Origin of the sequence: Roseateles aquae (assembly GCF_032337115.1) — a bacterium.
Classification (GTDB): Bacteria; Pseudomonadota; Gammaproteobacteria; order Burkholderiales; family Burkholderiaceae_C; genus Roseateles_C; species Roseateles_C aquae.
The window spans coordinates 34,145-48,275 of the sequence record NZ_JAVXZY010000009.1 but is presented as its reverse complement, the minus strand read 5'-3'; the positions used below and the strand labels follow the sequence as shown (position 1 = coordinate 48,275).

The following is a 14,131-nucleotide window of genomic DNA, read 5'->3' as shown; positions in this document are numbered from 1 at the left end:
GCTCAGTGTCGGGAGTTCAGCGCGGCCAGCTGCTTGCGGGCACGGGCGGTCGCGCGCTCGAGCAAGTAGGCGTTCTCGAAGGCGCGCAGCCGGCCGGCTTCGCAGAGCTTCTTCAGCATCCGCGCCGTCATCGTCACCGTTTGCTGGTGCTTCTGGCCCTGGGTGAAGATGAAGAAGCTGCGGCCGGCGCTGATATGGGCCAGGCGCACCTTCTGCCAGTCGTCACCGGTGTGCATCTGGTAGGCAAAGCCGAGTTGCAGATGCTCGATCAGCAGGGTGCCGCTGCTGGGTTCGGGCGCTTCTGATGCCGGCGGCAGGCCATCGATGCTGATGTCCACCGCCTCCAGCGGTGCGTCGGCCGAGAGATCGATGTCCAGCTCGCCGTTCCAGTCAACCGCGCTCTCGCTGACCAGGCCCAGGCTCTTGGCCTCGGCCGGGGTCAGGCCTTGCAGCGGCTCGACCACATCGGTCAGCTCGGGCAGGCTGGCCGGGTCCAGCATCGCGCTGGGCGGGGGCAGGTCTTGCTCGGACGGCGCCTCGCAGCCAAACACGCCGTCCAGCGACTTCGCCAGCAGGTTGTAGTCCAGCGGCGAGAGGCCCTGGCCCTTCAGCGAATCGGCATGGGCCGGCATCAGCTGGCTGAAGAACTGCTGCCGCGCGGATTCGGGCCAGGCAATCAGGTTCAGGCCTTCATTGAGGCTGCGCATCAGCTCGGGCAGGGCCGACAAAAAGGCCTGGCGCTGGGCGCCGGGTGCCTTGGGCTGAACGCTGAGCACCAGGTTGCGGGCACTCTGGCGGAACTTGGCTTCGCGCTGGCCGTCGGCATCTGGCAGGCGCGAGGCCAGCACGATGGCCTGGCTCCAGACCTGGGCGAGGAAATCGCGCAAAAAGCCGGGCATGGCGACATCGGCCAGTGCCTGACCCAGCTGCTGCGCGTAGCGCTGCTGCAGGCGCAGATCAATTTCCTTGCGCTCGACCAGGGCGGCGGCATCGCCATGGGCCTTCAGCGTTTGCGCCGTCTGGGCCTGGATGAAGGCTTCCAGCGCATCGAGCTTCTGTTCATAGGCCTCGATGCGGTCGAAATCGCCGTTGGCGAGGTCCTGCACCAGTTCGCGCACATGGCTCAGAAACTCGCGGCCGGGGTCTTCGCTGAAATCCTCATAGGCGCAGGCCAGCGAGGCCAGCCGGTTGATGAAGCGGCGCACCGGATGGCGCCGCGTCGAGAAGAAGCTCGGGTCGCCCAGCGCGGCGCGCAGCACCGGCAGCTGCAGCCGGGCCAGCAGGCGGGCCATCTGCGGCGGCACCTTGGGGTCGGCCAGGATCTGGTCGAACAGCCCGGCGACCACGTCGATGACCATATGGTCCAGCGTGCCGGTGGCGGCCTGGCGCAGTTCATCGCGGTGGGCGTGGATCAGATTGGGCGGCAGCATGCCCGGCGTCCAGCCGGCATCGCCAAGCGTCTCATCCCAGCCTGAATTGCCTGCGCCGCTCAGTGCACCGAAGCTGCTCGGTGCCGCGCCTGTATAGCCGGCGATTGGCGCTGGCGGCAGATGGGCCAGGCGGCGCAGCAGGTCCATCATCTTTGGGTCGACCACGCCCATGGCGGGCGCGCCATAGGCCATGGCGCCACCGGCGGCCCAGGCTGAAGTGGCGTAGGCGCCTGCCGGCGGATAGCCGTAGCCACCGAGCTCGCCGGGCCGGCTGTGGCCATCAAAGGCCTGTGGGCGCGAATGCATGTCGATGCCAGCGCCGCCGCCACCACCGATACCGGTCATGTTGGCAGCTCCGCCGACGCCACCACCGGCCGCAGCGGTCGCACGAACGCGCAGGTCCTGTGGCTTGAGGCCACGGCTGCGCAGCAGCTGGGCGATGTCGGCATAGGCCGCACGCATCTCGGTGGCCAGTGCGCGGGTCAGCTCGTCAATCAAGAGTTGGCGTAGCTGGCTGTCTTCGGTCAGGCCGTGAACGGCATCGAGCAGGGCTTGTGCGATCAGTTCCGGACGCAGCGGGTTGCGCGGCTCGGCGTCACCGGCAGTGACCAGGCTGGCGACAAAGGACTCGACCTCGCGCAGCTCCCACTCGCTTTGGTGGCCGATGGCCAGACCGATGCGGTCGGCGACCACCATGGCGTCGACCTGATCGTCGTCCATCAGCGAGAGCTCGCCCCAGTCCTTCTTGCCCCCGGCGGCGGCGACCGGCTTGGCCTGCGCCTGCAGTTCCCCGGCCATCTGGCTGCGCAGGCTTTTTTGCAGCGTCTGTGCGAACTGCGCCTGTTGCTGCCGGAATAGGAACTGGGCGGCCAGCAATTCGTCGCGGCGCTTGGCCTGGCCGGCCGACAGCGCGGCCAGACCCAGGCCTTCGGTCGTGCGCTCGCTGGCCTGCTCAGCCGCGGTGCGAACGCGCTGCAGGGCGGCTTCCAGATGGGGGTTGAGTCGGTTCTCGGGGGCGTTCATGAATGGGACGGTACGCTGTGGGACGCTTGCCACAGATCGCGGCCGTCAGTATGGCCTGATTTCAAATGGGCTCGCAGCGTCATGCTACGCAGCCTTGGCGGCCGCGTGCGCATTAGCTGACAGTTTGTTTCTCTTCAGCGTTTCAGGGCGTCGCGAATCTCACGCAAGAGCTGGATGTCTTCCGGTGTCGTCGGCGCTTCGACTGGGGCAGGTGCCGGCTCGGCGTCGCGCTTCAGGCGATTGATCTGCTTGACCATGATGAAGATGATGAAGGCCAGGATGACGAAGTTCAGCAGCACCGTCAGGAAGCTGCCGTAAGCGAACAGCGGTACGCCGGCCTTGCTCAGCGCTTCATAGGTCATCGGGCCTTTGTAATCGGCCGGCGGGCTGCTGAGCATGACGAAGTAGTTCGAGAAATCCAGGCCGCCGATCACCTTGCCGACGATGGGCATGATCAGGTCCTTGACGACGGAGTCGACGATCTTGCCAAAGGCGCCGCCGATGATCACGCCGACGGCCAGGTCGACCACATTGCCCTTGACGGCAAATTCCCTGAACTCACTGAAAAAACCCATTGTTTGCTCCGTTGGCTTGGCTCTAGATGCGCAGAATCCGTCTGCAGGCGGCTGGCCGGTATTGTCACCATTTGCGCGGCGTCCAAATCGGGCTAAACACGGGGGCAACAGGCCAGACCGCGTGCCAAGGACGCAGCGTTTTGGCATCGCCTGGGCAAATCAGCGCCGGAACAGGGCATGACCTCCGTTAGAATCCGCGGTTGCCCCCGATCAGAAGTCTCGTTTGAGGACCCTCATGAGTGACCAGCAAGTGGACCAAGGCAAGCGCACCTGGCTTATCGCCACTGGTGTCGCCGGCGCCGTTGGCGGCGCAGCGACCGCCGTGCCCTTCGTCAGTACTTTCTCGCCGTCCGAGCGCGCCAAGGCCGCCGGCGCAGCCGTGGAAGTCGATATCAGCGCGGTGAAGCCGGGCGAAAAATTGACCGTCGAATGGCGCGGCAAGCCGGTGTGGATCGTGCGTCGCACACCCGAGCAGCTTGAAGCGCTGAAGAAGAACGACCCGCAGCTGGCCGATCCCGCGTCGGCTCGCACCGCGTATCCGACCCCGGAGTACGCCAAGAACCCGGCCCGTTCGATCAAGCCGGAGTATCTGGTCGTCGTGGGCATCTGCTCGCACCTGGGCTGCTCGCCCAGCGACAAGTTCGTCGCCGGCCCGCAGCCTTCGCTGCCGGACGACTGGAGCGGCGGCTTCCTGTGCCCCTGCCATGGTTCGACCTTCGACCTGGCCGGCCGGGTGTTCAAGAACAAGCCGGCGCCCGACAACCTCGAGGTGCCGCCGCATATGTACCTGTCCGACACCAAGCTGCTGATTGGTGAAGACAAGAAGGCTTAAGGCCGCACAAGGCTAAAGGACAGAGGTCAATATGGCTGAATTCAAAGAAGCTCCTGCTGGCGCCTCCCTGGGCACCCAGCTGATGACGTGGGTGGACAACCGCTTCCCGGCGTCCAAGATGTACAAGGAGCATATGTCGGAGTACTACGCTCCGAAGAACTTCAACTGGTGGTACATCTTCGGCTCGCTGGCCCTGCTGGTGCTGGTGATCCAGATCGTCACCGGCATCTTCCTGGTGATGCACTACAAGCCGGATGCCGCCGTGGCCTTCGCCTCGGTTGAGTACATCATGCGTGATGTGCCCTGGGGCTGGCTGATCCGCTACATGCACTCGACCGGCGCTTCAGCGTTCTTCGTCGTCGTGTATCTGCACATGTTCCGCGGTCTGCTCTACGGCTCGTATCGAAAGCCGCGCGAACTGGTCTGGATCTTCGGTTGCGCGATCTTCCTGTGCCTGATGGCCGAAGCCTTCATGGGCTATCTGCTGCCATGGGGCCAGATGTCGTACTGGGGCGCCCAGGTGATCGTGAATCTGTTTGCCGCCGTGCCTTTCGTCGGCCCGGACCTGGCGCTGCTGATCCGTGGCGACTATGTCGTCGGCGACGCCACGCTGAACCGCTTCTTCAGCTTCCACGTCATTGCCGTGCCGCTGGTGCTGCTGGGCCTGGTGGTGGCGCACATCATCGCGCTGCACGAAGTCGGTTCGAACAACCCGGACGGTGTGGAAATCAAGGGTCCGAAGGCGCCCAAGGATGCCAATGGCCATCCGCTGGACGGCATTCCCTTCCATCCCTACTACTCGGTGCACGACATCTTCGGCGTCGGCATGTTCCTGATGGTGTTCACCGCCATCATCTTCTTCGCGCCGGAACTGGGTGGCTACTTCCTCGAGTACAACAACTTCATCCCGGCTGACCCGCTGAAGACGCCTGCGCACATCGCGCCGGTCTGGTACTTCACGCCGTTCTACTCGATGCTGCGCGCGACCACCGACGTGATGGTCAACGTGCTGTCGGTGATCGTCGGCCTGGGTGCGGTGCTGGCTGCGCTGAAGGGCAACTTCGCCGGCAAGGGCAAGATCGCGCTGCTGGTGATTGCTGCCGTGGCCATCTTCCTGCTCAAGACCTTCGACGCGAAGTTCTGGGGTGTGGTCGTGATGGGCGGTGCCGTGATCATCCTGTTCTTCCTGCCCTGGCTGGATCACAGCCCGGTCAAGTCGATTCGCTATCGCCCGGACTGGCACAAGTACCTCTACGGTGTCTTCGTCGTCTTCTTCCTGGTGCTGGGCTATCTGGGTATCCAGCCGCCCACCGATGCGGGCACGCTGGTGTCGCAGGTCGGTACGCTGTTCTACTTTGGCTTCTTCCTGCTGATGCCCTGGTGGAGCAAGCTGGGCACGCCCAAGGCTGTGCCTGACCGCGTGACCTTTCACCCTCACTGAGCCCACAGCACCGGAGTCGACCGATATGAAAAAACTCATCGCTACGCTGCTGCTCGGCTTGGGCCTGGCCTCGAACGCCATGGCCAATGCGGGCGGCATCGAATGGGACAAGTTCCCGAAGGAAAAGATGACGGACGTGGCGTCGCTGCAAAACGGCGCCAAGCTCTTCGTCAACTACTGCCTGAACTGCCATGCGGCAGCGTTCATGCGCTACAACCGGCTGCGCGACCTGGGCCTGACCGAACTGCAGATCAAGAACAATCTGATGTTCGCGTCGGAAAAGGTCGGCGACACGATGAAGGTGTCGCTGGAAGCCAAGCAAGCCAAGGATTTCTTTGGCGCCACGCCGCCGGACCTGACCGTGATCGCGCGCTCGCGTGCCGACGGTGCCAAGGGCTCGGGTGCAGACTATCTGTACACCTATATGCGGACCTTCTACCGCGACGAGACCAAGGCCACCGGCTGGAACAACCTGGCTTTCCCCAGCGTGGCCATGCCGCATGTGCTGTGGGAATTGCAGGGCCAGCGCGCCGCGACCTTCGCTGAAGTCGAGGATCCGCATGAGCACGGCAAGACCACCCATGTGTTCAAGGGCTTTGAGCAGCTGACCCCCGGCACGCTGAGCGCCCGCGAGTACGACAGCGCCGTCGGCGATCTGGTCGCCTATCTGCAGTGGATGGGCGAGCCGGCCCAGGCGCAACGCTTCCGCCTCGGCGTGATGGTGCTGCTGTTCCTGTCCGTGTTCACCGTCTTCGCCTGGCGTTTGAATGCCGCGTTCTGGAAGGACGTGAAGTAAACCTTGGGCCCGGTGAATCTCCGGGCCGAACACGCAGTGGGCGCCTCTGATGGCCCCCACTGCGTTTGCCTTTTGTGCGAGCTTTTGTGCGGTTGCCTCAGCGGCGGCCGCACGATGATTCGATCTTTGACCTGAACCTCAGGAGTCCGCCGCCATGATGGTGCTTTATTCTGGAACCACTTGCCCTTACTCGCACCGTTGCCGCTTCGTGCTGTTCGAGAAAGGCATGGACTTCGAAATTCGTGATGTCGATCTGTTCGCCAAGCCGGAAGACATCGCGCTGATGAATCCCTACAACGAGGTGCCCATCCTCGTCGAGCGCGATCTCATCCTGTACGAATCGCACATCATCAACGAGTACATCGACGAGCGCTTCCCGCATCCGCAGCTGATGCCCGGCGACCCGGTCGCTCGTGCCCGCGTGCGCCTGTTCCTGTTCAACTTCGAGAAGGAACTGTTCGCGCATGTGAACTTGCTGGAAGGTCGTGGTCAGGCCGTCAAGCCGACCGACAAGCAGCTGGAAAAGGCCCGCGCGCAAATCCGCGATCGCCTGACGCAGTTGGCGCCGATCTTCCTGAAGAACAAGTACATGCTGGGCGACGATTTCTCGATGCTGGACGTGGCCATTGCGCCGCTGCTCTGGCGTCTGGACTACTACGGCATCGACATGTCCAAGAACGCGCTGCCGCTGCTGAAGTACGCCGAGCGCATCTTCTCGCGCCCGGCCTATATCGAGGCGCTGACGCCATCCGAAAAGGTCATGCGCAAGTAACGGCGTCGACACCATGGATCAAGCTTCTGGTGGCGGCGATGCCGCCGGCACGCCCAGCACCTCGACGCGCCCCTATCTGATCAGGGCGCTGCACGAATGGTGTACCGACAACGGCTTCACGCCCTATATCGCGGTGCAGGTCGACCGCATGGTGCAGGTGCCGATGGAGTACGTCAGCAACAACGAGATCGTGCTCAACGTTGGCTTTGACGCGACCAGCGGACTGGAACTCGGCAACGACTTCATCCAGTTCAAGGCGCGTTTCGGCGGCGTGGCGCGCGAGATCGTCGTGCCGATCGACCATGTGGTGGCGATCTACGCGCGTGAGAACGGGCAGGGCATGGCCTTTCCAGCGCCCAATGCCGAGGCCGCTCCCGCAGCGCCGGCGCCTGCGCCGCGCGCTGCCACGCCGCTGCGCAGCCTGCGTCTGGCTGACACGGGTGGCGCCGAGGCCGAGGCTGACGAGAGCAAGACTGCATCTGAGGCCGAGCCGGACGGTGGTGGCGATGAGCCCAGTGGCGGTGGCCGACCGACGCTGAAGCGCATCAAGTAGGCTGCTCAAGAAAATTGCGCAATATCGCAGTGCTTGGCCAAAACGGCTGAAATCTGCGCATACAATGCGCGCTCTTCGCAGTAACGGCGAAGCCGGCTTAGCTCAGTTGGTAGAGCAACCGCCTTGTAAGCGGTAGGTCATCAGTTCGAATCCGATAGCCGGCACCAAAACATAAAAACGAGTCAGCGCAAGCTGGCTCGTTTTTTTTCGCCCCTGCGAACCGATCACTGGCCGCGTGCAGCGGTGAGTTGGCGGTGTTCTCGCTCAGCCCTGCTGGACCTTGATCCGTACACGGTGAGGGCTCAGCCCCCGTTCCATCATCAAGGCCTCCAGCCGAGGCTGCAGATGGCGCAGCTTGGCGGCGACAGCAGCATTGGCGGCCAGCAGGCTCCAGCCGTCTTCATCGATGGGGCCAGGCTTGACAAAGCGCACCAGTGCGCCTGGCAGCAGCGGCGCCACCAGCGCCATCCGGGCATTGGAGGCTGCCAGCAAGGCACCCAGCCGTGCCAGGCCCTCATGCCCGGCCAGGGCCTGTGCGATCGGCTGAGGATCGGGCACGTTGAGGCTGGAACGTTGAAAGCGGCGCATGGTCTCAGTGTAGTCCCCGAGCCCGGCCAGGCGAGCCCGCCATGCACGGGTGCTAAACTCCGCGGGTTTTTCTCGGGACTGTCCAGGGCCTCGCCAGGGACCGTCGGCTGCCGGCGCGAGCCGGTCGACCGGGCCGTCAATGATGGCGCAAGGGATGTGCATGGACCGCGGGCCCGAGGGGCTTGCATCCCGGCGCACCAGCCCCATGTGGAGAGGCCCGCAGAACCGCTCCAAACAAGACCAGACACTTGAGCACCGGGTGCTCAAGCCTGGGGTACTACGCGACGATCGTGCCCGTTGACCGGCCGCCGCGCAGACACCCCGCCACCACGCAAAGAATCAGACGCTGCATGTTGCCCAAGCTTCTCACCCAGATTTTCGGTAGCCGCAATGACCGGCTGCTCAAGCAATACCGCCGCGTCGTTGCGCAGATCAATGCGCTGGAGCCGCAGTTCGAGGCGCTGGACGACGCCGCGCTGAAGGCCAAGACCGAGGAATTCAAGCAGCGGGTTCAGTCCGGCACCTCGTTGGACGACCTGCTGCCCGAGGCCTTCGCCGTCTGTCGCGAGGCCGGCAAGCGGGCGCTGAAGATGCGCCACTTTGATGTGCAGCTGATCGGCGGCATGGTGCTCAACGCCGGCAAGGTGGCCGAAATGCGCACCGGCGAAGGCAAGACGCTGATGGCCACGCTGCCGGTCTACCTGAACGCGCTGAGCGGCAAGGGCGTGCACGTGGTGACGGTCAACGACTACCTGGCACGCCGCGACGCCGAGTGGATGGCCAAGCTGTACAACTTCCTTGGCCTGACTGTTGGTATCAACCTGCCGCAGATGACACGCGAGGAAAAGCAGGCCGCCTACAACGCCGATATCACCTACGGCACGAACAACGAGTACGGCTTCGACTATCTGCGCGACAACATGGTCCACGACACGCGCGATCGCGTGCAGCGCGCCCTGTCCTATGCCATCGTCGACGAGGTCGACTCCATCCTGATCGATGAGGCCCGTACACCGCTGATCATCTCCGGCCAGGCCGAAGACCAGACCGATGTCTATCTGGCCATCAATGCCGTTGCGCCGAAGCTGAAGAAGCAGATTGGCGAGCTCGACATCCGCACCGGCGAAGGCGTGATCGAGCCGGGCGACTTCACCGTCGATGAGAAGTCGCACCAGATCTACCTGACCGAAGACGGTCACGAGAACGCCGAGCGTCTGCTGGCTGAAGCCGGCCTGCTGCCGGAAGGCGCCAGCCTCTATGACGCCGCCAACATCACGCTGATGCACCATGTGTACGCCGCGCTGCGTGCCCACCACGTCTACCACCGCGACCAGCACTATGTGGTGCAGAACGGCGAAGTCGTCATCGTTGATGAATTCACCGGCCGCCTGATGACCGGCCGGCGCTGGAGCGATGGCCTGCACCAGGCCGTCGAGGCCAAGGAAGGCGTCAAGATCCAGAGCGAGAACCAGACGCTGGCTTCGATCACCTTCCAGAACTATTTCCGCATGTACGGCAAGCTGTCGGGCATGACCGGCACGGCCGATACCGAGGCCTACGAGTTCCAGGAAATCTACGGTCTGGAAACCGTCGTGATTCCGCCGAACCGGCCGACCGTGCGCAAGGACGAGCTCGACCTGGTCTACAAGACTTCGAAGGAAAAGTTCACCGCCGTCATCGAAGACATCCGCGACTGCCACAAGCGCGGCCAGCCGGTGCTGGTGGGGACCACCTCGATCGAGAACTCCGAGCTGATCTCGGCGCTGCTGACCCAGGCCAAGCTGCCGCACCAGGTGCTCAATGCCAAGCAGCACGCCAAGGAAGCCGAGATCGTTGCCCAGGCCGGCCGTCCCGGTGTGATCACCATCGCCACCAATATGGCCGGTCGTGGTACTGACATCGTGCTGGGCGGCAATGTCGAGAAGCAGATCCAGTTCATCGAGGCCGACGAGGCGATTGCAGCCGACGACAAGGCGCGTCGCATCCAGCAGCTGAAGGACGAATGGCAAGGCCTGCACGAGGCCGTCAAGGCCCAAGGCGGCCTGCGCATCATCGCCACCGAGCGTCACGAAAGCCGCCGTATCGACAACCAGCTGCGTGGCCGTTCGGGCCGCCAGGGCGATCCGGGCTCCTCGCGCTTCTACCTGTCGCTGGACGATCAGCTGATGCGCATCTTTGCCGGCGATCGCGTTCGCGCCATCATGGACCGTCTGAAGATGCCCGAAGGCGAGGCCATCGAGGCGGGCATCGTCACTCGTTCGATCGAAGGCGCGCAGCGCAAGGTCGAGGCGCGTAACTTCGATATCCGCAAGCAGCTGCTGGAGTACGACGATGTCTCCAACGACCAGCGCAAGGTGATCTACCAACAGCGCAACGACATTCTCGAGGCCGAGTCGCTGGTCGCCCAGATCGGCAATCTGCGCGCCTCGACGCTGACCGATGTGGTGCGCACCTTTGTGCCGGCCGGCAGCCTGGAAGAGCAGTGGGATCTGGCCCAGCTGGAGCGCGTGCTCAAGGACGAATGGCAGCTTGAGGTGCCGCTGCTGGCCGAGGTGGCCAAGAGCGACGCGATCACCGATGAGGACATCGTCGAGAAGGTCGTTGCCGCTGGCGATGCCGCCTTCCAGCGCAAGCTGGACCTGATCGGCGTCGAGCAGTTCACGCCCTTTATGCGCATGGTGTTGCTGCAGTCGATCGATCAGCACTGGCGCGAGCATCTGGCCGCCTTGGACTATCTGCGCCAGGGCATTCATCTGCGTGGTTATGCACAGAAGAACCCCAAGCAGGAATACAAGCGCGAGGCCTTCGATCTGTTCTCGCAGCTGCTCGATGTGGTCAAGATGGAAGTCACCCGCGTGCTGCTGAATGTGCGTATCCAGAGCCAGGAAGAGGCCTCGCAGGCCGCCGAGGCCATCGAGGAGCGGGTCGAGAAGGTCAGCAACGTCACCTACACCCATCCGAACGAGGATGGCTCGGTGTCCCAAGAGGTCGATCCGGCCACCATGCCTCTGCATGTCGGTCGCAATGACCCCTGCCCCTGCGGCAGCGGCAAGAAGTTCAAGGCCTGCCATGGCAAGCTGAGCTGAGCGTTCAGGCTCGCCTCTGAATCGAAAGGGTCGCTGCGGCGACCCTTTCGTTTTCTGGAGTCGCTTCTCTAACTTCTTGCCCTTCTACCCGCTCATTCACGGGGGAAACGTGAGTTTGTTGGCGTGTTCCTGCCTTGTTCCATGCGGATGAGGGGTGCGCGTTTACCCCTGCACCCCCTACATTGAAGCCCATCGCTGCAACGGATTCGCAGCGCAACGCTGCAAAGCAAAATCATCGACTGGGTAGGGACATGTTCTTCAAGTCTGCAATCGTTAGTTTGGTCCTCGCTGCTGCCACGCCAGTGATGGCCGCGCCGGTGTACACGCCGCTGGTTGTCACTGCTTCTGGTGTCGAGTTCTCGCTGAGCAATCTGCCCAAGGGCGCTTTCACCGGAAATTTCAGTTTCACGCTGAACAAGGCTGAGACCCTGCACGGCAATCTGAAGACCTACAGCAAGGTCGCCGACGACGTCGCCATCGGCAGCGCCGTGCTGAGCAATGGCACGCAGACCATCGACTTCAGCAAGATGAACGATGCTGCCGCCGGCACCGAACACTGGGCCTTCAAGCCGACCTACCTCAGCGCCGGTACCTGGTACCTGACCGTCACCGGTGTGGACCAATCGAAGAAGGCCTTCGGCAACCTGGATGGCACGCTGCAGGTGCCGGAACCCGCCTCGGTGGCATTGAGCCTGGCCGCGCTGGGTGCCATGGCCCTGGTGCGTCGCCGCAAGCAACGTTGAGCAAAGCGCGGTCGGCGTGCTGAAGTTCACACGCCGCCTGCCCGTCCCCCGCCGACGCGGGATGCCAGCGTAACGCGACCCACCTACAGTGCGACCATGCCCCGATCAATGGGGCGAGCGCAACAAGAACGAAGCAAGAAAACCCGAGGCCACACATCATGACCGCTAGCAAGAACACGCTGATCGCCGCCCTGGCCCTGTGGGCCACGGGCTCTGCCATGGCGCTGGGCACGGTGGAGATGCAGTTCTCCGCCGCGCAGCCCGGCCAGGTGGCCCTGTCCACCAGCGGCACCGACGACTACGACACCGGCGCACTGCAGTACACCACGCGCGGCGGCAAGAGCTTCCTGGCCTATTGCGTCGAACTGGCCCAAGACCACAGCGAAGCCGGTGACGGTTTCCAGACCTTCACCATCGGCAGCTTCAGCGGCCGTCAGGCGAGCGCGCTGCAAGGCCTGTTCTCCAGCAGCTATGCCTCGGTGACCACCACCACGCAGCAGGCCGCTTTCCAGACGGCGATCTGGGAGATCACGCATGAAACCAAATCTGCGGTCTTCAGCGTCACACCCGGCAATGGCGACTTCTCCTTTGAATCGCTGACCAATGGCAGCGCCAGCGACAACGCCGGTTTCGTCTCCTTGGTCAATGGCTATCTGAACAGCGCCGTGAACTACAAGGGCGCCGAGCTCTACACGATCAACAAGCTGAGCAGCGCCAATTTCCAGGATCTGGTCTCCGCGACGCCGGTGCCGGAGCCGACCAGCTACGCGCTGATGCTGGCCGGTTTGGCCGTCGTTGGATTCCTGTCCAAGCGCCGTCAGAGCCGCTGAAGCCATACCAGGCCAGCCGCAGAAGCTGGCCGTAGAGAACTCCACAAGAGGTTGGGGAAGGGCGATGCCGCGAGGTGTCGCCCTTTTTTTTTTGTGGGCGCGGCGGCTGTTGAGCGGCTGGCAAGGCCGCCTTAGCTTGCCCCACCTACATACAATTCGCGGCATTGCCATCTCCTGAAGTCTGCCCGCCATGCCCGTCAATCTGAGCGCCCCCGATCCCGCATCCCTTCATCCCGTGGCCGGTGTGCGCCTGGGCGTCACCATGGCCGGCGTGCGCAAGGCCAACCGCCGCGACCTGAGCGTGATTGCGCTGGACGAGGGCAGTTCGGTGGCCGGCGTGTTCACCAAGAACCGCTTCTGCGCGGCGCCGGTGCAGGTCTGCCGTGAGCATCTGTCCGCGGTGCACGATCAGCACAGCGGCATCCGCGCCATCCTGGTCAACACCGGCAATGCCAATGCCGGCACGGGTGAAGACGGCCTGGCGCGCGCGCGCCAGAGCTGCGCGGCGCTGGCCGAGCTGATGGGCGTGCAGCCCTCGCAAATCCTGCCCTTCAGCACCGGCGTGATCATGGAGACGCTGCCGGTCGATCGCATCATCGCCGGGCTGCCGGCGGCGCTGCAGGCGCTGCGCGCCGACGCCTGGGACGAAGCCGCTGCCGGCATCATGACCACCGATACCTTGCCCAAGGCCGCTTCGCGCCAGGTGCAGATCGGCGGCAAGACGGTCACCATCACCGGCATCTCCAAGGGCGCCGGCATGATCCGACCGAATATGGCCACGATGCTGGGCTATGTGGCGACCGACGCGAACATCGCACCGGAACTGCTGCAAAGCCTGGTGCGCGACGCGGCCGATGCGTCCTTCAATCGCATCACCATCGATGGCGATACCTCGACGAACGACTCCTTCGTGCTGATCGCCACGCACAAGGCCGGCCATGCGCGGATCGAGTCGCTGGCCTCGGCCGAGGGTCAGGTCTTGCGTGACGCGGTGATCGCCGTGTCGCAGCAGCTGGCCCAGGCCATCGTGCGAGACGGCGAGGGCGCGACCAAATTCATCAGCGTCGTCGTCGAGGGCGGGCGAGACGAAGCCGAATGCGCGTTGGCTGCCTACGCGATTGCCCATTCACCGCTGGTCAAGACCGCCTTCTTCGCCAGCGACCCGAACCTGGGCCGCATTCTGGCGGCGGTCGGCTACGCCGGCATTGCCGATCTGGATCAGACGCTGATCGACCTCTTTCTTGACGACGTTCATGTCGTTCGCCACGGTGGCCGCCACTCCGACTATCGCGAGGAGGATGGCCAGCGCGTGATGAAGCAGGCTGAAATCACCGTGCGCGTGAACCTGCATCGCGGCCTGGCCCAGACCACCGTCTGGACCTGCGATCTGAGCCACGACTACGTCAGCATCAACGCCGACTACCGCAGCTGAAGCGCCTGGGTTCTGGGCTGCGGGGCGCCC

12 protein-coding genes and 1 tRNA gene are annotated in these 14,131 nt (G+C 63.9%); 10 read left to right on the top strand and 3 right to left on the bottom strand.

Going from position 1 to position 14,131, the window contains the following annotated elements:
- Nucleotides 1-2 precede the first annotated feature (2 nt).
- The gene (locus RQP53_RS19200) at nt 3-2,453 is read right to left on the bottom strand and encodes a DUF1631 family protein (protein WP_315652304.1); all 2,451 of its coding nucleotides are present in this window, start codon (nt 2,451-2,453) and stop codon (nt 3-5) included.
- A 134-nt stretch (nt 2,454-2,587) separates the two neighbouring features.
- On the bottom strand, nt 2,588-3,028 hold the full coding sequence (gene mscL, locus RQP53_RS19195) for a large conductance mechanosensitive channel protein MscL (protein WP_315652303.1): 441 nt from the start codon (nt 3,026-3,028) through the stop codon (nt 2,588-2,590).
- Between the two features lie 235 nt (nt 3,029-3,263).
- Between mscL and petA the strand changes: the two genes are divergently transcribed.
- The 6 genes from petA (at nt 3,264) to RQP53_RS19165 (ending at nt 7,589) form a co-directional block, all read left to right on the top strand.
- Entirely contained in the window at nt 3,264-3,860 is a 597-nt protein-coding gene (petA, locus tag RQP53_RS19190) for a ubiquinol-cytochrome c reductase iron-sulfur subunit (protein WP_315652302.1), read from the top strand.
- A gap of 31 nt (nt 3,861-3,891) precedes the next feature.
- Complete coding sequence (locus tag RQP53_RS19185) at nt 3,892-5,301, top strand: cytochrome b (RefSeq protein ID WP_315652301.1); 1,410 nt, start codon at nt 3,892-3,894, stop codon at nt 5,299-5,301.
- A 25-nt stretch (nt 5,302-5,326) separates the two neighbouring features.
- Nucleotides 5,327-6,097, top strand: a complete 771-nt coding sequence (locus tag RQP53_RS19180; protein WP_315652300.1) for a cytochrome c1 — start codon at nt 5,327-5,329, stop codon at nt 6,095-6,097.
- A gap of 154 nt (nt 6,098-6,251) precedes the next feature.
- Nucleotides 6,252-6,869, top strand: a complete 618-nt coding sequence (locus tag RQP53_RS19175) for a glutathione S-transferase N-terminal domain-containing protein (protein WP_315652299.1) — start codon at nt 6,252-6,254, stop codon at nt 6,867-6,869.
- A 13-nt stretch (nt 6,870-6,882) separates the two neighbouring features.
- On the top strand, nt 6,883-7,422 hold the full coding sequence (locus RQP53_RS19170) for a ClpXP protease specificity-enhancing factor (protein ID WP_315652298.1): 540 nt from the start codon (nt 6,883-6,885) through the stop codon (nt 7,420-7,422).
- A gap of 91 nt (nt 7,423-7,513) precedes the next feature.
- Nucleotides 7,514-7,589 (top strand) — tRNA-Thr (locus tag RQP53_RS19165).
- Between the two features lie 97 nt (nt 7,590-7,686).
- Here RQP53_RS19165 and RQP53_RS19160 read toward each other — a convergent pair.
- Nucleotides 7,687-8,010 (bottom strand): hypothetical protein, encoded by a 324-nt coding sequence (locus tag RQP53_RS19160; RefSeq protein ID WP_315652297.1) that lies wholly within the window; start codon nt 8,008-8,010, stop codon nt 7,687-7,689.
- A 350-nt stretch (nt 8,011-8,360) separates the two neighbouring features.
- On the opposite strand from RQP53_RS19160, the gene secA reads away from it, so the two are divergent.
- The 4 genes from secA (at nt 8,361) to argJ (ending at nt 14,101) form a co-directional block, all read left to right on the top strand.
- Complete coding sequence (secA, locus tag RQP53_RS19155; protein ID WP_315652296.1) at nt 8,361-11,096, top strand: preprotein translocase subunit SecA; 2,736 nt, start codon at nt 8,361-8,363, stop codon at nt 11,094-11,096.
- A 251-nt stretch (nt 11,097-11,347) separates the two neighbouring features.
- Nucleotides 11,348-11,839 (top strand): FxDxF family PEP-CTERM protein, encoded by a 492-nt coding sequence (locus RQP53_RS19150; protein WP_315652295.1) that lies wholly within the window; start codon nt 11,348-11,350, stop codon nt 11,837-11,839.
- Nucleotides 11,840-11,997: 158 nt separating this feature from the next.
- Nucleotides 11,998-12,669: a PEP-CTERM sorting domain-containing protein gene (locus RQP53_RS19145; protein ID WP_315652294.1), complete on the top strand. Its 672-nt coding sequence runs from the start codon at nt 11,998-12,000 to the stop codon at nt 12,667-12,669.
- A gap of 190 nt (nt 12,670-12,859) precedes the next feature.
- On the top strand, nt 12,860-14,101 hold the full coding sequence (gene argJ / locus RQP53_RS19140) for a bifunctional glutamate N-acetyltransferase/amino-acid acetyltransferase ArgJ (protein ID WP_315652293.1): 1,242 nt from the start codon (nt 12,860-12,862) through the stop codon (nt 14,099-14,101).
- The last annotated feature ends 30 nt before the right edge of the window (nt 14,102-14,131 follow it).